This window comes from Brevibacillus sp. AG162 (assembly GCF_006715575.1).
GTDB classification, from domain to species: domain Bacteria; phylum Bacillota; class Bacilli; order Brevibacillales; family Brevibacillaceae; genus Brevibacillus; species Brevibacillus brevis.
The window spans coordinates 654,143-672,694 of record NZ_VFNO01000002.1 but is presented as its reverse complement, the minus strand read 5'-3'; the positions used below and the strand labels follow the sequence as shown (position 1 = coordinate 672,694).

The 18,552-nt window shown below is 48.0% G+C and carries 16 protein-coding genes and 1 pseudogene; 14 read left to right on the top strand and 3 right to left on the bottom strand.

Features of this window, described 5'->3' with window-relative positions; genetic code table 11:
* Positions 1 to 2: 2 nt before the first annotated feature.
* Positions 3 to 3,098: a GNAT family N-acetyltransferase gene (locus FB479_RS08015; protein ID WP_142063979.1), complete on the bottom strand. Its 3,096-nt coding sequence runs from the start codon at positions 3,096 to 3,098 to the stop codon at positions 3 to 5.
* A gap of 136 nt (positions 3,099 to 3,234) precedes the next feature.
* Between FB479_RS08015 and FB479_RS08010 the strand changes: the two genes are divergently transcribed.
* Positions 3,235 to 3,954 carry a metallophosphoesterase family protein gene (locus tag FB479_RS08010; protein WP_142063976.1) on the top strand — a complete coding sequence of 240 codons (720 nt, stop codon included), beginning with the start codon at positions 3,235 to 3,237 and terminating at the stop codon, positions 3,952 to 3,954.
* 69 nt (positions 3,955 to 4,023) lie between these two features.
* Here the strand turns inward: FB479_RS08010 and FB479_RS08005 are convergent, their stop codons facing one another.
* Positions 4,024 to 5,238: a GDSL-type esterase/lipase family protein gene (locus tag FB479_RS08005; RefSeq protein ID WP_142064629.1), complete on the bottom strand. Its 1,215-nt coding sequence runs from the start codon at positions 5,236 to 5,238 to the stop codon at positions 4,024 to 4,026.
* Positions 5,239 to 5,449: 211 nt separating this feature from the next.
* On the opposite strand from FB479_RS08005, the pseudogene FB479_RS08000 reads away from it, so the two are divergent.
* From FB479_RS08000 to FB479_RS07955, 11 genes and pseudogenes are all read left to right on the top strand, one after another.
* Positions 5,450 to 6,645: pseudogene (locus FB479_RS08000) on the top strand (DUF418 domain-containing protein).
* 165 nt (positions 6,646 to 6,810) lie between these two features.
* Positions 6,811 to 8,280, top strand: coding sequence for an S-layer homology domain-containing protein (locus FB479_RS07995; protein WP_255438317.1), 1,470 nt, complete (start codon positions 6,811 to 6,813; stop codon positions 8,278 to 8,280).
* A gap of 137 nt (positions 8,281 to 8,417) precedes the next feature.
* Positions 8,418 to 9,317: a helix-turn-helix transcriptional regulator gene (locus tag FB479_RS07990; RefSeq protein ID WP_106654671.1), complete on the top strand. Its 900-nt coding sequence runs from the start codon at positions 8,418 to 8,420 to the stop codon at positions 9,315 to 9,317.
* Positions 9,318 to 9,336: 19 nt separating this feature from the next.
* A complete protein-coding gene (locus FB479_RS07985) occupies positions 9,337 to 10,146 on the top strand; it encodes an NAD(P)H-binding protein (protein WP_142063973.1) in 810 nt (269 codons plus the stop codon).
* A gap of 12 nt (positions 10,147 to 10,158) precedes the next feature.
* On the top strand, positions 10,159 to 10,449 hold the full coding sequence (locus FB479_RS31250; protein ID WP_370511679.1) for an ATP-binding cassette domain-containing protein: 291 nt from the start codon (positions 10,159 to 10,161) through the stop codon (positions 10,447 to 10,449).
* Positions 10,446 to 10,781, top strand: coding sequence for an ATP-binding protein DrrA1-3 family domain-containing protein (locus FB479_RS31245; protein ID WP_370511678.1), 336 nt, complete (start codon positions 10,446 to 10,448; stop codon positions 10,779 to 10,781). The genes FB479_RS31250 and FB479_RS31245 overlap by 4 nt, the downstream gene beginning before the upstream one ends.
* Positions 10,778 to 11,560, top strand: a complete 783-nt coding sequence (locus FB479_RS07975) for an ABC transporter permease (RefSeq protein WP_142063970.1) — start codon at positions 10,778 to 10,780, stop codon at positions 11,558 to 11,560. Before FB479_RS31245 ends, FB479_RS07975 begins: the two co-directional genes overlap by 4 nt.
* Positions 11,561 to 11,744: 184 nt before the next feature.
* On the top strand, positions 11,745 to 13,127 hold the full coding sequence (locus FB479_RS07970) for a TraB/GumN family protein (protein WP_142063967.1): 1,383 nt from the start codon (positions 11,745 to 11,747) through the stop codon (positions 13,125 to 13,127).
* Between the two features lie 140 nt (positions 13,128 to 13,267).
* Complete coding sequence (locus FB479_RS07965) at positions 13,268 to 13,771, top strand: tellurite resistance TerB family protein (RefSeq protein WP_048031763.1); 504 nt, start codon at positions 13,268 to 13,270, stop codon at positions 13,769 to 13,771.
* A 150-nt stretch (positions 13,772 to 13,921) separates the two neighbouring features.
* Entirely contained in the window at positions 13,922 to 14,323 is a 402-nt protein-coding gene (locus FB479_RS07960; protein WP_142063964.1) for a DoxX family protein, read from the top strand.
* Positions 14,320 to 14,898: a uridine kinase family protein gene (locus tag FB479_RS07955; RefSeq protein WP_142063961.1), complete on the top strand. Its 579-nt coding sequence runs from the start codon at positions 14,320 to 14,322 to the stop codon at positions 14,896 to 14,898. The genes FB479_RS07960 and FB479_RS07955 overlap by 4 nt, the downstream gene beginning before the upstream one ends.
* A 59-nt stretch (positions 14,899 to 14,957) precedes the next feature.
* Here the strand turns inward: FB479_RS07955 and FB479_RS07950 are convergent, their stop codons facing one another.
* Positions 14,958 to 15,932 (bottom strand): helix-turn-helix domain-containing protein, encoded by a 975-nt coding sequence (locus tag FB479_RS07950; RefSeq protein ID WP_142063958.1) that lies wholly within the window; start codon positions 15,930 to 15,932, stop codon positions 14,958 to 14,960.
* 181 nt (positions 15,933 to 16,113) lie between these two features.
* On the opposite strand from FB479_RS07950, the gene FB479_RS07945 reads away from it, so the two are divergent.
* Together FB479_RS07945 and FB479_RS07940 are read left to right on the top strand one after the other, a co-directional pair.
* Positions 16,114 to 16,836, top strand: coding sequence for an energy-coupling factor transporter transmembrane component T (locus FB479_RS07945; RefSeq protein WP_142063955.1), 723 nt, complete (start codon positions 16,114 to 16,116; stop codon positions 16,834 to 16,836).
* Entirely contained in the window at positions 16,833 to 18,314 is a 1,482-nt protein-coding gene (locus tag FB479_RS07940; protein WP_142063953.1) for an ABC transporter ATP-binding protein, read from the top strand. The genes FB479_RS07945 and FB479_RS07940 overlap by 4 nt, the downstream gene beginning before the upstream one ends.
* Positions 18,315 to 18,552 lie beyond the last annotated feature (238 nt).

Sequence of the window (18,552 nt, the reverse complement as noted above, 5' to 3'; positions counted from 1 at the left end):
CCTTATTTGGCAAAGCGTATCGCCCGTAAGTCAGATAAGGCATTGGATGGAAGCGTGCTGTCGGCAAACAGGAAAAAGACAGGGGGAGTAAAGGCAGTGCTGTTGTTTGGCAGATTCAGTTCGCGAATGACAGAAGCTACGGCCACTTCCTTGTTTGCGTATACTTGGAGGTCCGCTGTATCGAGGTCAGTAACGATATGCATCTGATCCTTGCTGGAAGCTCGCCCGAGGACATAATCGGAAACTTCAAGGACATCCAATTCACCTTGCGCGAGCTTGTAGTTGAGCTCCTCGCCATTCGTACCGACGGTTTTCAGCCATACCGCCTCGTCCTCGGTTCCTGGCTGCAAAAAGATGTCAGTGGTCAATTCCTTGGCAGCAAAGTACGTTCCGGTATTCTGCTCGATCTCTACTGTATGACAGAGGACAGGTACTCCTGGCAGCAGCAAGTAATACTGGTGGCAAGTCAACCCGCGATACTTCTCTTGCTTTTTCACTTGGTAGCTCACCTTGATTCCCTGCCACGCATTTTGCTTGTTGTCGATTAGCTCGACAAAGGAAGCAGTACGCTCTTCTTTCACCAGTGAAAATGAGCTTAACTCTTCGATATAGTTGCCGATTCCACCTGTCCATGGATTCCACCAAGATTTCGGTTTCCGCAGAGGGAAGGAGCTGTCCAGCCACTCCTGTCCATTGCTTGTGAGCGAGTAGAGAGTCGGAGCAAAATCTGGAGCGGCTTTAATCCGCAATCGTCCATTGTCGGCGATATAGACCTGCTGTCCCTCTTCCACTGTTTGTTCCTGGATGACCTTGCCTTGACCGATTGGGAAAATCGCGCTCTGCAAATGAGACACATGCGTGGCAAAACGTCCCTCTACTTGCACAAGGTCATATGGTTTTTCCGGCGTCTTGAAGGAGAAGTCAGATTCCGTCTCTTCCTCATCTTCCGTAAAGCTCTGCGTTTGTTCGGAAGCTGACTCGCTCAAAAGGGAAGCCAGCAACTCTCCATCTAAATACTGCTGCTTGTACTCTTTCACCTGTACATCCAGTTGCTTGCTTGTCACAAACGGATTTTGCCCATTGGCACTCAACTCCAGGTGAGAGGTCAAGCTCAGGTCTGCTGGCAGTGGTTCTTTACGGGCAAAGGCGCGGAATTCTTTCCAGTCGGCATAGCCTCCATGCGAGAAATGGATCGGGCCGAACGACTTTGTTTCATGTGGAGCAAGCATGCCGAGATTGGTTTCAAGTGTGACATACCAGCCTTGAATGTCAAAACGGTATTCAGGAGGCCAGCACATTCCCCATGGGGCCGTTTCATCCTGTGTAAACAGCCAGTTTTCACTGACTAACTCAGCATCCCAATAATCCATATCGCTGCCGTAGGAGGATGGTGTTTCAACATAACGGCCTTGATACGGCACAATGGGGCGATAAAAACTGTGATGAAAGCCTTGGTTTAGCCAGAGCTCAGTAGCCAGCTTGTCAGCAGAGCTGTTTTCTATCTCTAGTTGGTGTTCTACGGTACCATCTCCGAACAGGAGCGTTTTGCTAACCAGCGCAATTTGCGGGTATGCCCCGGAGCGATACGTCGCACGGATGCCGATTGCTCCCTTTTCTGCGATAAACTCAACTTTCTCGGCACGTTTCTTCGAGAACTCGCTGGAAAACGGTTTGCCGAGCTTGGGATAGAGGAGGTTGGTTGGCTCTCCACCTGTCCTACTGGCAACGGTCATCTCATTATCTTCTTTGTTCAAATAGAGCGTATGGCGGCCATGATGAACTTGCCAAGCCTGTTCCGTTTCCCCAGACACCATCGCACCAAGCCCTGTAAAGGCAGCTCCGATTTTTTTGGCAAAAGAAACCGATCTGCCATCTGCGAGCTTCGCCTCCACCTGTACGTTGGCTTCGTAAAAGCCGTGTTCATACAGGTCAGCGTGAAGCGGAAGCGAAATGCGCTCTTTGCCAGACAGTTTCAAAGTGTGGCGTTGCTCTTGTAAGCCAAAAAATGAACAAGCAGGCAGCTCGAATGAAAATTCCGCTGCTTCCGCAAAGTTGTTTTCCACATCCAAATAAAACAGCTTTGTCTGTCCCGGATAGGAGAGACCAGGTACATGCAAGGAAAGAGTAGCAGGAAACTTGGGGAGGATTCCTACCTCAAACAGCGCTGCCTTGCCGTTGATCAGCAGGTGGGTGCAGACACGCGGATGCGTGCGCCAGATGCTTTGCTCTTCTGTGATTGGATCGACAAAAAAGCTTGCTGACAGCGTGGCTTCCCCTGTCACAGCCAGCTCGTGCTGATAATCAAAGCGGATCGTGTCGCTCGGTTGCCCGTTTAACGAAATCTGTAACGGCTTCCCTGATTTGTTGACGATCCGGTAGTGAATCTGATACTCCCGTCCAAAGACCAGCTCCAGGTTCTCCACTTCGGCAGACACGAGATAATCTTCCGTCTCGATGAGGCGCATGCCTCGACCGCGCCGTTCAAACTCCACACGCAAACTCTTTTCTCCTTTTGCCCAGGAGTAGGTGAAGTAATCAAAGCCGTTTTCCTTGCGTCCATCTGGCTCTACAACGATCTCCCGCGTGGAGTCCTGATACCAGTCAAGCTCCTCAAAATAGTGGGCGATCGCTTCGGTACGGAGCACAGAAGGAATCATGTTCATCAGATGGGTGGCGTCGTCCCGGTCTTCCCAGAAAAAGCCGAACTTCTTATACAATGGAACAGCCTTCGTGTTTCCTGCCCACGTGTACAGATCAAGTCGCGGCCAGTCGAGCTCAATCGTCTTCTCCAGTGCGCATGAAAGCAGCATCCGACCGACTTTTTTCCCGTGATAGTCGGGACGTACATTGAGCAACGGGATGTAGAGGGCACCGGTATCTTCCCGATATTCCGCCAGGCTGCAATAACCAACGACTGTTTCACCTTCCATTGCGAGATAGACAGTGATAGCGTCAGAGGCTGCTTCTTCTTGTCGTATTTGTTCGGCTGTCGTAATCGAATTTCCGCCTCCCCAGCTATCTCGGCTGGCATTCCACATATCTGCAACCGCTGCGGCCAGCTCAGGGCGGTAGGTGACAATTGAGATTGATGCTTCCATGCTTGTTAACACCTCGATTACATTGTTAAATTATGTATCTTATAAGAGTTGTACGTTTGATCGACAGAATTGTTGCTAGTTTTCGGAAAAAGAATCTGAATATGAGATAATAAGAGTAAGCAGGAAGGAGGTAGCTATGAAACGGAAACTTATTATTGGGGATATCCATGGATATTTTCATGTACTTAAGCAGCTGCTGGAAAAAGTAAATTATAAGCCTATGCAGGACCAAGTTATTTTTATTGGTGATTATATAAGTAGAGGACCTGAATCTCTAAAAGTTGTTTCAGTGATAAAAAGAATGGTGGAGGAGGAAGATGCAATTGCTTTAATGGGGAATCATGAATATTCTTTGATTGAATTTTTAGACTCTCGGAACCCTTCCTTTGATTTGTTTTTTCTCCATCAAATGGGTGGTATGAACGCAATAGAAAGTTTTCTTCAAGGTGTTGATGATTCAGTTTTTAACGACATAGAGCTTGTTAAAAGAACACTCAAAGTAGAGCGCAAAGAAGAGATTGATTTTATAAACCATTTACCTTATTACTTTGAAGATGAAGGCCATATTTATGTACACGCAGGAGTTCGTCCAAGGAATTGGCGAGAAACAACACCTTCTGATTTTGTCTGGATAGGTGAGGATTTTATAGAAAGTCCAACAGGCATTGACAAAGTTGTGATATTTGGACATACCCCGACTTCTAGAATAAAATCGAATCCAGAACCTAATCAAATTTGGTATTCAACAGAAGGTGATAAAATAGGGATAGATGGCGGGTGTGGCTATTCTGGTGGACAACTAAATGCGTTGGAAATCAATACGGAAGGATACAGGAACCACTTTGTCAAATGTTAAAATACACAGCCCCTACCCTAGTTAAAAGGTGGGGGCTGTTTGACGCTTGCCAACTAACCGGCCATTTCCCTACTTTACAAGCCCCTGCAAGTAGTCCAGGAGCAGCGGATAGAAATGCGGTTTGAAGTGAACGCCGTTGTCTGCGTATTGGATTTTGTTGGCGGCGAAGAGGGGGGACAAGTCCACGTAATCGACTTTGACTTCATCGGCCAACTGTTCAAGCGCTTGGTTGAAGTCCGTAATGTTCGCATACTGTGGCACTTGCTTCAGGGCGTCCTTGGCGACTGGCGGAATCGACAGGATGTGGAGCTTGGCATTCGGCAGTTTGTTCCGGATGCTGCCGATCAGCTGGCGATAGCTCTCGATGAATTCCTGCTTGTCTGACAACCGAATGTCATTGCTGCCCAGCAGAATGAATACATGCTCCGGCGCCCGGCTGGCGAGTTTCTCGACATTCATGAGGGCGAGAGAGAGCGTCGCGCCGCTCGGGGCGATGACATTCGCCGTATCCACTTTGTTCAGATAGGACAACGCCCCCAGGATGGAATCTCCGAGGAAAACACTGTGCTTGAACGCTGCTTTGTAGGCTTCGTTCGTATCGGTGACCGCCGGACCGCGCGGCTGATGGGCCATATCCGTCCACTCCTTCAAATAGCCCAGCAGGATTGGGTAGAATGCGTTCGTGAAATGGGAGCCGTCTTCATCGTATTGAATCTTGTTCTGCTGGAAAATGGGGGCAAGGTCAATGTAGTCTACTCCCTTCTCCTTCGCCATCTTTTGCAGGGCTGCGTTGAATGTTTCAATCTGTGGGTTCATGGACGCACCGAACGGCGATGCGGCATCTACAGCCGTAATCGACAGCACGTAAACGCGGGCCGCCGGCAGCAGTTCCCTTATACGATCGACCAGCCGAGTGTATTGCTGTACGAACGTATTCTTCCCTTCCTCAGACGGTTCCCCGAGATCGTTCTGCCCCATTGACAGGAACACATGCGACGGCTTGCGGCTCGCGATCTCTTCGACGTTGTCCAGCGTAGATTGGACCGTTGCGCCCAATCCCCCCATAACGTTCGCTTCAGGCAGCAGGTCATCGTTCGTCAGTCCTCCGATAATGGAGTCGCCTACGAACAAGCTGCTATCGAACAATTCCTGGACGCTGCCTGCAGGCGCCTGTGTCGTAGCGAGCTGAGTTTGCCCCTTGTCGTAGGTCGTACCACAGGCGACGAGGGTCGATAGTATCGCCGCTGACAGAAAAATACGTACCCATCGTTGTACCATTTTCATACGCAATAACTCCTTCTTGCAAGATACCCCTATCATAGAATGGAGAAATCAATATCGGGTGCAGACGAGTTCAATATTGGGTGCAGACAATCTCTTGATCGTCCACCATACGCAAGCCAAGCAAAGGTAGATGTAAAATTAAGGTAACGATAAGGTGCAATTTAGAAGCCATTAAGCTTAGCTCGTTACAATCAGGCTTGAGGTGATAGTCATGGAGCTAAAGCAGAATCGCGTACGCATCATCAATGGCTTGCGGGGATTTAGTTTAGTAGGAATTTTGTTGGCGAATATGCTGATTTTCCAGTATGGGATTTGGGGAAGCCAAGAAATGGATTTATACGCCCTCCCCGATTATGAAATGACTGTTTATAAGCTTGTGAAAATATTTGTGGAAGGCAGCTTTATGCCGATTTTTACCTTCATGTTTGGTTTTGGCATGATCAAGATGCAGCAAAGCTTGGCTGCCAAAGGTTTGAGGCAAAAACGTTACCTTGCCCGCAGGTTTTTGATGCTGATCGGACTTGGTTTGCTTCATTCGTACTTCCTTTGGGAAGGGGATATCTTAGCGTTTTATGGCATGATGGGCTTCTTTCTGTTACTGTTCATGAACCGTAAACCGAAAACACTGCTCATTTGGGGGATCATCTTACTCTGCCTCATCAGCTTAATGGGGCTTGTCCCAGATGATCCGAATGATCCTGCGAGTATTACCGATCCTGTCCGTATGGAAGCTTATGTGGTCAAAACCATGACTGTCTATGGCACGGGCACATACGAGGAGATTGTGCATCACAGAAGCAGTGAAGATCCGCTTGGTTTGCCAGAATACATGATATTTACCTTATTATTGATTACGCCGCTTATGAGTGCACCCATGTTCCTTTTTGGGATGTATGCTGCGAAGTGCAGGTGGTTCGAGAAGACAGAGGAAGAACGAACCTCGTATCTCCGAAACATGTTGATTTTCCTGCCAGCTGGGCTTTTGTTAAAAGCACTACATGTGTATCTGCCAGAAAGCTGGTGGAGTGGCATCGGTGAGATATCGGGGGGAACCATCCTTGCCATCGGTTACATTTTCGCCTTTGTTTGGTTCTTTTCGAGAAGCACGGAATCAAAATGGCTGCCAAGGTTTCAGGCCGTGGGTAAACTCTCCTTAACAAATTACCTTTTACAAACCGTCATTTGTACGACGATCTTCTATGGCTATGGACTCGGTTGGTTCGGACAGATCGGGGTATTGGCTGGCTGCGGATTAGCAAATTGATTTATGCGGGACAGCTTTTCTTAAGCCCGCTGTATCTAAAACGGTTCCGTTATGGCCCAGTGGAACGACTATTGCGTATATGGACGAATCTTTCATTCTCCGGCAAGACAAAGCAACCTTCAGAAAAACCTATTTCCGCATAGCATCAGACAACGAAAACCAAGCAGCTGTTTCAATCGGCTACTTGGTTTTTTGTTTGGTTCGTGGCCTCTAAAAATATGAATCCTCTTAGCGGTCTCCATCATATAATGTCAATGATTGGAAAAAAGATGATCGGATGGGTCATCGTAAAGAACGGAGGATGGGAATTGGGACGTTTTCGAAGAGCAGTAACGAGTCTTGTTTTCTTTAGCCTCTTTTGCTTGATCTTCCAAGCATCCATATTCGTGCCTGTGAGCCAAGCAGCAAGTACAGAGGAAACACCTGCCGCGGTAGAATCCACTGTAGATTTTCGTCACTTACAAGGAAAAGTCAATGAAATTAACGCCGAGAATTTAATCCAGGAAAAATATACGCCCGACAGCTGGAGCAAGCTTGTATATGCGTTGGATGCTGCAAAAGCCGTACTGACGAAGCCAAACGTCACCCAAGCAGAAATCGATAGTGCCTTGTCCGTGTTAGTCATAGCAAGAGAAGGGCTGAAGAAGCAGGAAGGTACAGTCGACAAGAGTAAACTGCAAACGAAAGTAGAGGAAATTGCAGTAGAAAAACTGCAAGAAAAAGATTACACGAGGGCCAGCTGGAAAGAGCTGCAGAATAGACTAGAGCAGGCTTACTTTGTGCTGGATGACCCGCATGCGAGTCAGCTTGTCGTAGATGTTGCCCTTGAGAAACTGATCAAAGCGAGACAAGATTTGAAGAGCCAAGATGACGCGGTCTATAAAAGAGAGCTGAGGGCCAAAGCCAGAGAGATTGAGGACAAAGACTTGGATGAAGACGACTACACCAGATCGAGCTGGCGCAAATTGGAAGACGCGCTTGAACATGCGTGGGATGTCATTGACGATCCACATGCTACGCAGTCTGAAGTAGATGACGCTCTGTACGATTTGAGAAAAGCATGGAGAAATCTAGAGGATGATGATCGAGACAGAGGCCGGGATCGGGATAAAGACAGTAGAAAGGGTTCCTATAACACGCCGACAACCATCTTTTTCACTGGCGGTAGCCCTACAGATAAGAAAGTGGTTCTCCCTGCAACCAATATAAAAAGTAAGAGTCAACGTGGCTATATCAATGGCTATCCAGACGGAACGTTTCAACCGGATCGCACGGTGACACGTGCGGAGATGGCTGCCATTTTACTGAACGCTGAAATGGTGAGCCAGTCTTCTGCGAATAAGGGTAGGTTCTTCGATGTAGCCGACAACTACTGGGCAGTAAATCCGATTCATCAAGCAAGTGCAGCGGGTATGATGAGCGGCTACCCAGATGGCACATTCCGTCCATCGGCCAACATTACCCGAGCGGAAATAGCCGCGGTCATCTATAAGTACAAGGCCTTGCAAGGTGCGGGAGGGGGCACTGCCTTTTTTGATGTGAGGGGAGACCACTGGTCATCTCCAATCATTGCAGCGGTTGTTGCAAAAGGCTACATGACAGGTTATCCGGACGGCACCTTCCAGCCAGAGAAAGCACTGACTCGTGCCGAAGCCGTAACGATTCTCAATCGCGTGCTGAATCGCGTCCCGCAGAACCAGGCTGGCCCGCAAAGATGGCCGGATGTCGTACCTGGTCATTGGGCGTATAAAGAAATTGAAGAAGCATCCATGAAGTAACGATTTCGAAAAAGGACTCACCCTCCTGTAAAATAAGAGGGTGAGTTTTTTTAATCCTGACACACATGATGTCAGGATTCGTGCATTATGATGATGACAGTTACCGAATAGGTGCTGAACATGAGGAGTGTAAACAGATGAAGCTGGATCGATTACTTGCCATCACGATAGAGTTGATGACGAAAAAACGGGTGACAGCAACAGAGCTTGCAGCCAGATTTGAGGTCTCTGTTCGAACGATTTATCGTGATGTTGAGTTAATAAATCAAGCTGGCATTCCCGTCGTTTCATTTACGGGAGCAGATGGTGGATTCGAGCTCATGGAAGGTTTCTTCCTAACGAAGCAGCACTTCTCTGTGAAAGACTTTTCGGTCATATACAATCTCTTAAAAAGTACGGAAGGAGCTATCGGAGGAAAATATACGACACTGGTTCAGAAGCTGGGGAGTCTGCAACCTGCTTTACTGAATGAGGGAAATAACGAATCGATCATTTTTAACCTGAGTACGGTAGAAGATGAGAAGGCCACCATTCACCCGCTTTCAGAGGCAATCCACCAAAATCAAGTCACGACTTTCTCATATAGGAGTGCATCAGGTACGGTCTCAGAAAGACGAGTAGAGCCGCTCCGCCTATTTTGGGAGCGTGGAGCGTGGTATCTTCAGGCGTATTGCTTGTTGCGTAAGGCCAATCGAATTTTTCGCCTTTCCAGGATTACCGCGCTTGAGGTGACAGAAGTCAGTTTTCAACCAAGAAAAGACCAGACAAGCCAGGACGAAGAAGAAACGAAAGACTTTGAAGGGACACTTGCACATCTGCGTTTTGATCCGTCCGTAGGGCTGCGTGTGCTGGAGCAGTTCCCGGGAGAATGCACGCATCACGGTACGCATATCGATTTGCACAAAGTTTTTTATAAACGAGACTACGCGGTTTCAGTCGTATTAAGTTATGGATCAAAGGTGGAGATTATTTCCCCTGACGACTTAAAGGAAGACGTCTTAAAAGAGATTAAAGAGATTCAGCAACGCTACCAATAATTCGAGGAGGATGCACAAAATGACGATTTTAGTAACGGGTGCAACAGGTACGGTAGGGAGACATGTGGTGGATCAGCTTTTGAAAAAAGGAGTCAAGGTGCGTGCCATTTCGCGAAATCCGGAAAAAGCCGACCTGCCGGCAGGAGTAGAGGTTGTGGCAGGGGACCTTGCTATCCCGGAAAGCTTGGAAGCGGCACTGCAAGGTGTAACGGCTATGCACTTAATTGCTTCGAGCTACACTTTTCAAACCGATCCGAAGGTAGTCGAAATGGCGGAAAGAGCAGACGTGAAGCGCGTGTCCGTATTGGTGAGCGACACCGAAGGGCCTGTGGAAGAAGCACTGGCAAACAGCGGGATGGAATGGACGCTCCTGAAGCCTGTGGAATTCATGTCCAATGCGATTGTCGATTGGCAGGAATCGATTCGTTTGGAGGGAGTCGTGCGAGAGCCTTTTGGCAATGCCTTAAGCGCTAAAGTACACGAAGCAGATATCGCGAGTGTTTCTGTGGTGGCATTGCTGGAATCGGGCCACCATGGGCAAAGCTATTATCTAACCGGCCCAGAGGCGATTACACGTATTGAATCAGTTCAGATCATTTCGAAAATTTTGGAGAGAGAAATACGATTTGAAGAGCTTACGGAGGAACAGGCGCGACAGAATTGGAGAGATCAGGGTTACGGAGAGGGAGATATCGAATTTTTCGTAGCCATGGGCAAAAATCCACCTGAAGTGGGCTACACGGTCTTGTCCACGGTGGAGCAAGTGACCGGAAAGCCTGCAAGAACGTTTGCCGAATGGGCATCCGAACATAAAAGCTATTTTGGATAAGGAGTGGCTGTCATGTCATATGCCATTGAAGTGACGAATCTCAGGAAATCGTTCGGGGATCATGCGGTAGTCAAAGGAATTGACCTACATGTAAAAAAAGGGGAGCTGTTCGCTTTGCTCGGCCCGAATGGCGCTGGAAAAACGACCACCATCCATATGCTTTCCACGCTCCTTGCGCCAGACGGAGGAACGGCGTTGGTAGCCGGATGCGATATCGTGAAAAACGCGCAGGCTGTGCGCAAGAAAATAAGCCTGACAGGACAGTTTGCTGCCCTGGATGAAGGATTATCCGGATTGCGGTGATCGATAAAGGAACGATGATTGCAGAAGGGACACCTGAGCAGTTAAAAGCCTCGGTGGGAGGAAAGACGTTGACGATTCGATTGACCGAACATCTGAACAAGGAACAGATAAGCCGTCTTTTGGAAGAAGATCTTCGGTTGCCGATTTATCCAGATCAAGATGACCCGCATTGTTTTAGAGTCCCGGTAAAAGAAGCGAGTCTGGCAAATCAAGCAATCGGGATGCTTCTGGCTAATGATGTTTTCATCGAGCATTTTTCCCTGAGTGACCCGAGTCTGGAAGAGGTGTTTTTGGCCCTGACGCATGGCGAAAAGAAGGAGGCCATCTCATGAACGCAACTCATACGCTCAGTACCTTTGCGGCGATCCGCATCTTTATGTGGCGCACATGGCAGAACACACAGAACAACCTTTTCACATTTTGTATGGACGCTATCCTTTCACCTGTGATTACGTTGCTTATTTTTACTTATTTGTTCGGTGGAGCCATCGCTGGTTCTACCGCAGCGTATCTCCAGTTTTTTCTGCCAGGTGTTCTTGTGTTGACGATCATTCCGATGACGGTCTATAGCGGGACGACGATCTGCCAGGATATAGCGAAGGGTGTGTATAACCGTTTTCGTACCATGCCCTTTTGGCAGCCAGCGTCTGTCATCGGCCCATTGCTGACAGATGGCTTGCGTTATACGATTGCCATACTCGTCGCCTTTGGGACAGGAATGCTGCTTGGGTTTCGCCCAGAAGGCGGCATAGTCGGTGCGACACTTGCTATTTTGTTTATCATTTTCTTCGCCTTTAGTGTGAGCTGGATTTTTTCCATGATCGGTATTTTGGCAAAGCGACCGGAGACAGTATCGGGTTCAAGTATGTTTTTTGTGTACCCGTTGCTTTTTGCCAGCACGATCTTCGTAGATTCTTCCACCATGCCCAAATGGATGGGGACGATCGTCAATCTTAACCCGATCAGTATTGCGGTAGGGACGGTTCGAGGATTGATGGGGGGAACAGCAAATGTTTCTGATGTGATGGTCGGGATCGGATTATGTCTGCTGCTGATTGTCATATTTGCTCCGTTGACGATGCGTCTGTATTTGACCAAACCAAATCGATAACTTCAAGGATTCATAGGGAAAGCATCGACGATCAATGTCGATGCTTTTTATTTATAGTGAAAATGGTCGTATTTTCTATTCTTTTCTATCATTCGGTTATCTCTTCCAGAAAGTTGTGGTATAATCTACCACTAAGATAGAATAGTAAAAATCATTCAGCTTAGAATCGAGAGGGGAAAGTTTCATGAAACTAAACAAATGTTGGAGCAAACTGACTCGCTGGGCGGGTACGGGTGCACTCAGTTTGGCGCTTTTGCTAGGGTATGTGTTCCCTGTTCATGGGCAGACTCCCGTAGCTCCCGCAATCAGCCCTTGGTCGGTAACAACGTTGAATGAAGGGGAGAAATACGGAATTTTTCCGTTGGAGTGGTATCAAGAGAGTTCTTTTCAGCAATCGATTCCTGCTGACAAGTTTATCACCTTGATGGAAGGAACAGCGAAAAAGCTGGATCTTCTGGGACTGAAGAAAAAGAACGCTTCCTTGTCCTTTCAAACTGATAAGGTCATTACGAGAGAAGCAGTCATTACTTCTTTGTACAAACTCCTGGCGAACTACGAACTGCCAGCAGCATTCGAAATGACCGGGGACAACCCGATTGACTACATGAAGAAAAAAGGCTTGGTCAAAGGGACAAGCGCAGGTCTCGAGCTGAATCAGCCAAGTACGGTTGAACAAGCGACGGTGCTGGCGAGCCGACTGGTCGAGTTCGCATTCGATACAGTGGGCGGCGGTGCCGAAGGTCTCATGTGGAAAGTGACCAACGGCAAAAATACCATGTACTTGCTTGGCTCGATTCACATGGGGATCGCAGATATGTACCCGATGCAAAAAGACATCCGGGAAGCGTATGAAGAGTCGGATGAACTGTGGGTGGAAGCCGATATTATCAACGGTGACAGTGACTATTTAACACAAAAGATGGTTTACACGGATGGCACGACACTGAAGGATCATGTATCTGCTGAGACGTACCAAAAGGTGCAAAAATTGCTTGCCAAGCTGCAACTGCCAGCCAATTCTTTTGACGCCTACAAGCCATTTGCTGTTTCGTTGTCTGTGCCAACGCTTGGCTACGTCGACAGCGATACGGATGTTCAGTTCGCGATGCTATCCGGCATCGACAGGTACTTCCTGACAAAGGCGATGCTGGATGAGAAGCCGATCAACGAGCTGGAAGGCATTAAGCTGCAAGCGGACTTGCTGTCAGGTGTTCCGGCAGAACAGCAGGAGAAAGAATTGAACATCATTTTAGATAGCGCTATGGCCGAAAAAGGGCTGGAGGAAAGCACAAAGCTATTAAAAGACATGCAGACAGAGTGGGTAGAAGGCGATCTGAATGGCTTTACTAAGATCATGACGACGCATGGCGATTTCGGTGAAGGCGAAGTGAATCAGCGTCTGCTCGGTGAGCGGGACAAAAACATGGCTATTAAACTGGCAGAGGTGTTGGAGAAAGAAGGGGAAACTACTTCTTTTGTCGTAGTAGGTGCAGCCCACTTTTCAATGAAGGGCATGGTTATCGATCATTTGAAAGCCAAGGGCTATAACGTCCAACAATTGCAATAAGAGCTAGAATAGGAAGTGTCGGCGCGGGCTGGCACTTCTTTTTTGTTAACCGAAAAAATGCTTACCCGGGCAACTGTTGCTAACATTCTCCAGTTGATAGTAAAATTATACTATCTTGGCATACATAGGAGGTATTTTGCGTGGGCTTGTTTGATATGTTTAAGACGGACAAAGGGGAAGAAATGACCCCTCATTTTGGATTCGCATGTTCCTTGCTCTATATGATGAAATCGGATGGAGAAATGGACCACGAGGAAATCGGTCAATTGCTCGCTGTATTGGGCGGTGAAGAAAGCAATGGCGTGATTGGTGTAGGTGCGAATAACAGACAGTTGCTCGATAACGCAATGAAATATACACGCAATAACTCTATCGAGAAATTCCTGAGCGAAGTAACGCCATTGCTCACAGATGCTCAAAAAATGTGCATCCTGGTTAACCTGATCGATTCCTCCCTGGCAGATGGCCAACCTGAGCGTGAAGAGCAAGAGCTGTTTGGCAAGTTCTTGACTGCGTTTGGTATTTCGGAAGATCGTTTCCGTCCATTCTTTGAAGTAATCGTGTTGAAAAATGACCGTGGTGTGTTCGTGAATCAAAACCATCCAAAGAACCAACCAGGTTACAGAGTTACACTTCCTGTTTAATCTTTGATACGAATTCAGAACCTTCTCATTTGAGAAGGTTTTTTTCGTTTTTAGAAAAAGACAGACCCTCAAATGAGCAATACAGAAGAAATGTCTCCGCTTTGATTGTGCTACGATCTGTTTAGGAAAAAAATGAAAGGTGGGACCCCCATGCGGAGTCAAATTTCCAAAACACGTCTGTGGATTGCACGGATTATGAGCGGACTTGTCATTCTTTTTATGCTTTTTGACGGTGTATTCAAACTCATCCAGCCTGCTCCTGTTGTAGAGGGAACCCTCGTACTTGGCTATGCGGAGCATCACATTGGCGTGATTGGCATTCTCGCCCTTGTATCAACGGTGTTGTATGCAATACCACGGACAGCAGTTTTAGGTGCACTTCTGTTGACTGGATTTTTCGGTGGAGTCATTGCTACCCAGATCCGTGTAGATGCGCCACTCTTTTCCCATACGCTGTTTGCTGTCTACCTCGCGATTTTGATGTGGGGCGGATTGTGGCTGCGGGATGAGCGTGTGCGAAAACTGTTGTTTGTAGCAAAAGAGGAAAAATGATGTTCGAGCAACTGTTAGACGCAATCGCACAAAGCTCGAAGAAGAGCGCTACACTGCTCATTGGGATCGATGGTGGTGGAGGCGCTGGGAAAAGTACCTTGGCTGAAAAAATAAAAGTGGCTTGCGATGACGTGACGATTGTTCACATGGATGATTTCTACTTGCCGTCTTCGCAACGAATCGACACAAAGCCCGCTAACAAACCGATAGGGGCGGATTTTGATTGGGAGCGTCTGGCTAGGCAAGTGCTGGAACCGCTCCTCCAGGAAAAAACGGGACGCTATCAACGGTATGATTGGGAGACGGACACATTAGCCGAGTGGCACGCCGTTCCGGTCGGAGGAATTGTAATCGTGGAAGGAGTATACGCGATTCGACGGGAACTGGCCACGCATTACGATCTGACGATTTGGATCGAGACACCAAGAAGCACGAGGCTGTTGAGAGGGCTTGAGCGAGACGGGGAAGCAGCCCGTGATCTATGGGAAAATCAATGGATGGTGGCAGAAGATTTGTACCGAGAGCAACACGAACCGCATAAGAGAGCGGACTTCATTATTGATGGAACCCCGTGATCAACAACTACTCAAAAAGAAGCTGTAGCCACTTTCCGGCTACAGCTTTTTCCATGATCCTATTTGGTTGTAACCGTGAATCTCCGGTATTCGTTGGGCAACAGCCCGGTGCTCTTGCGAAACAGCTGGGAGAAGCGACTGGAGTTGTGGTAGCCCACGATATACGCAATCTGATTGATGTGTAAATCGGTGTTCGTAAGCAGTTGCTCGGCGTGATTCATTCGCTTGTTTTGAATATATTCGGTAATGGTGCATTGGTTCACTTGCTTAAAGGTGTATTTCAGCTTGGTGAGTCCCATGCAGGCAATCCGGGCGAGGTGCTCCAAGTGTATTTCGGAGGCGAAGTGATCGTCAATGTAGGCGGTCACAGCTGTCAGGCCGTCCAAATCCTGCCGAGATATGCTTTTGGTTGGATGCGTTTTTTTGTGTGCTTTGGCCTTTTCCACGATCAGTGATACTGCTTCTGCGACTTTCCCCTCGTAGTACAGCTTTGCGGCAATTCCCGTTCCCCGAAAATTCCGTATCTGTCTGAGCAAGAAAACAAGCTCCGCGAAATTCGTCATCCCATCTACTGCAATAAAGGACGAGCGCAGGTCCTTATACTCTACTGGATATTTGCTTTTCAAATAATCCTCGTAATACTCCGGCATGATTTCAATAGCCGTCGAGCGAATGGGAATGTTTTTGCGATACCTGGCCCGATACATATTGTTATAGCCGATATGGACGCGGATGCAGCCGCTTGCCAAGCGTTTATACGGGTTGAATTCTTCTCCAGAGACGGAATCGTAATAATTGAAGCTCAGGTACTTGGGTTGCTGGAACTCCAGAAACAAATCCTCGTAAAAGACGAAATCTTGGATCGAAATCGAAAACAGGTTGTCGCGCGTATAAGTCCAGTAGCTCCCCTGCCCTTTCTCTGGCAAAACAGAAAAGCAAACCCCCTCGCGATTGTATGGACCGTGGTCGTCGTCAGGATAAAAGCCGCATTGCATTAAACACGGCGTATGTAGTTCCGTCAAAATATCTTTCATTATAGTCACCACCCATGCCGTGATCGGACGAAAACATACCACGAAAAGACGTATGTCTACCTGTCGTATTGCTAGAGATTATGATCATCATTATCATTACGATTTGTAAGGGGGAATGCTATGTGCTCTTTGTCCTCTTAATAAGGTTGTGTGTGATCTTGGTTGTAGGGGTGTCTATCGAATGAAGGAAGAAGCATATAAAAAAGAAACAGCTCGTACGAGACGTCTCGGTCCTAGAACGCATCTGTTGGTGCTGGTAATAGCGAGTATCTTGGCCATGACCGTTCGTGATGATATGCAGGTGCATTTACTGGTGGCACTAAGTGTAGTGTACTTGGTATGGAATCACCTGTCCAGAAAGGCGTTTCAACTGGTCGTGTTCTATTGCGTGTGCATGGCTTTTGTGTTTTTCATGCCGAATGCGTTGGCATTAGGAACGATGAAGCTCATTGTCTACACGATGGTGAGAATGATGCCTGTCATCATGATCGGCACGGTTCTGATCTATACGCCTCCTGGCAGTATCATGAGTGCCTTTGAGAAGATGTATGTCCCCAAACCGATTTTGGTGATGATTTGTATTTTGATCCGTTTTTTCCCTGTAGTCATTTTGGAAATGAAAGCGATTCGTGACGGTATCCGCGGCAGAGGGATTTTTCCGCATTGGTACAGTGTATATAAGCATCCGGCCATGGCCTACGAATGTTTTTTTATGCCGTTGGTCGTCCGCTGCCTGAAGCTGTCGTCAGAACTGGCGTCGTCTGCTGAGCTCCGCGGTATTGAGTGCACAAACGCGCGGACCTCTATCTATCCAGTTGGCTTCAAGACCATGGATGGCATCGTCGTCGGGGTGTATGCGCTGATCGGCTCGGCAATTTACTGGACGGGAGGGATGATTTCGTGATTGAGCTGAACGATGTCACGTTTCATTATGGTCAGGAAGAGGGAGGACATGACACGGAGACAGGCGTGAAAAATATCAGCTTATCTGTAAAAGCTGGACAGTGTGTCGTGCTATGTGGGCGGTCCGGCTGCGGCAAGAGTACGATTATGAGGCTGGTCAATGGTCTCGCACCCAATTTTTATGCCGGACGTCTCACGGGTGAAGTAAGCGTGGGCGGAAAAAGTCCTGCGAGCATGCTGCCCGAGGAACGTACCCGGCTTATGGGTGTCGTATTTCAAGACCCCCGCAGCCAATTTTTTATGGAAACCGTCCGGGATGAGCTGGCGTTTTCCGCAGAAAACATCGGCATGGCACCAGACGAGATTCGAAACCGGATGGATAGGCAGGCCAGCCAGCTCGGGATTTCCCACTTGCTCGATACCTCTTTACATAAGCTGTCCAGCGGGCAAAAGCAACGAGTGGCTATAGCGGCCGCATCCGTTTTGACACCGCCACTTCTCTTGCTGGATGAGCCTACTGCGAATCTGGACGCTTCCTCTACACAAAACCTGATTGAAATCTTAAGCAAGCTCAAGCAAAATGGTACCACTCTGCTCATCAGCGAGCATCGGCTAGCTCCCTTTCTACCCGTTGTCGATTTGTTTGTCTGCATGGAAAATGGCAAAATCGCACGGACGTGGACGAAGGACGAGTTTTGCCAGCTGTCTCATGATGACGTGCGTGTGTACGGTCTGCGTCATCCTGACATGACGCTTCCCGAGACAGCGAAGAAACGTGAGCAGCCAGAGATGTCCGAATCCATGGTAGAAGGAAGAGGGCTTAGCTATTTTTATAAAAAGAAAAACGACGGAATCACCGATATCAACATCTCGCTTCCACAGGGGAGCGTAACAGCGTTGACTGGAGAGAACGGTACGGGCAAGACGACACTATGCAAAATTTTATGCGGTCTTCTTCGTGAGCGAAAAGGAACGATTGTCCGCCAAGGTCGTAAATTGTCCGCCAGCAAAAGACGAGCTGTGAGCTATTTGGTGATGCAGGATGCGGACTACCAGCTCTACACAGACAGTGTCGGGAACGAAATCGTGTTGGGAAAAATTTTGAATGAAGAGCTCCGCGAAAAGGCGTATGAAGCGATGGATGCTTTCGGTTTGCGTGAGCTTCGCGATCGGCATCCTGCGTCATTATCCGGTGGAGAGAAGCAGCGGGTCACGATGGCAGCCGCTTATTGCTCCGAGGCAGAACTGATCGTGCTGGATGAACCGACAAGCGGACTTGACGGCGATGGAGTGCTAAAGGTAGCCGCATGGGTGAAAAAGCTGGCCGAGGCAGGCAAAACGGTCGTCATTATTACGCATGACCAGATTCTTTCCAAGCTGGCATGTGATCAAGTGGTTGAGCTGAGGCATACCCGAGATGTGGAGACGATTTTTGCGGAGCCAGGGATACGAACAACGATTGAAACTGCCAATCGTTGACAGATGAAAAAGCATGTGGTAGGATGGTCACAACTTATCAGGGACGGAGGGTTACGTGTGGCAAATTAATTTTTCGATACTTTATTCGCACAACACAATCGATGAAATAGTGAGAAAAGGCTATGTTGTGTGCATACGAATCGAAAAATGGATTGCCGCTACGGTAACCCAATTGAATCATGGGCAAATGAGAGTGAGGAAGGCAAGCGTGACGACCTCCTCTATTTGCATGATCTGC

Bases quoted from the DNA above. Each gene is read 5' to 3' on its own strand.
- FB479_RS07945 (WP_142063955.1), top strand. From the start codon at position 16,114: ATGAAGGAAGAAGCATATAAAAAAGAAACAGCTCGTACGAGACGTCTC.
- FB479_RS07985 (WP_142063973.1), top strand. From the start codon at position 9,337: ATGACGATTTTAGTAACGGGTGCAACAGGTACGGTAGGGAGACATGTG.
- FB479_RS08010 (WP_142063976.1), top strand. From the start codon at position 3,235: ATGAAACGGAAACTTATTATTGGGGATATCCATGGATATTTTCATGTA.
- FB479_RS07950 (WP_142063958.1), bottom strand. From the start codon at position 15,932: ATGAAAGATATTTTGACGGAACTACATACGCCGTGTTTAATGCAATGC.
- FB479_RS31250 (WP_370511679.1), top strand. From the start codon at position 10,159: ATGTCATATGCCATTGAAGTGACGAATCTCAGGAAATCGTTCGGGGAT.
- FB479_RS08015 (WP_142063979.1), bottom strand. From the start codon at position 3,098: ATGGAAGCATCAATCTCAATTGTCACCTACCGCCCTGAGCTGGCCGCA.
- FB479_RS08005 (WP_142064629.1), bottom strand. From the start codon at position 5,238: ATGAAAATGGTACAACGATGGGTACGTATTTTTCTGTCAGCGGCGATA.
- FB479_RS07955 (WP_142063961.1), top strand. From the start codon at position 14,320: ATGATGTTCGAGCAACTGTTAGACGCAATCGCACAAAGCTCGAAGAAG.
- FB479_RS07975 (WP_142063970.1), top strand. From the start codon at position 10,778: ATGAACGCAACTCATACGCTCAGTACCTTTGCGGCGATCCGCATCTTT.
- FB479_RS07970 (WP_142063967.1), top strand. From the start codon at position 11,745: ATGAAACTAAACAAATGTTGGAGCAAACTGACTCGCTGGGCGGGTACG.
- FB479_RS07990 (WP_106654671.1), top strand. From the start codon at position 8,418: ATGAAGCTGGATCGATTACTTGCCATCACGATAGAGTTGATGACGAAA.
- FB479_RS07960 (WP_142063964.1), top strand. From the start codon at position 13,922: ATGCGGAGTCAAATTTCCAAAACACGTCTGTGGATTGCACGGATTATG.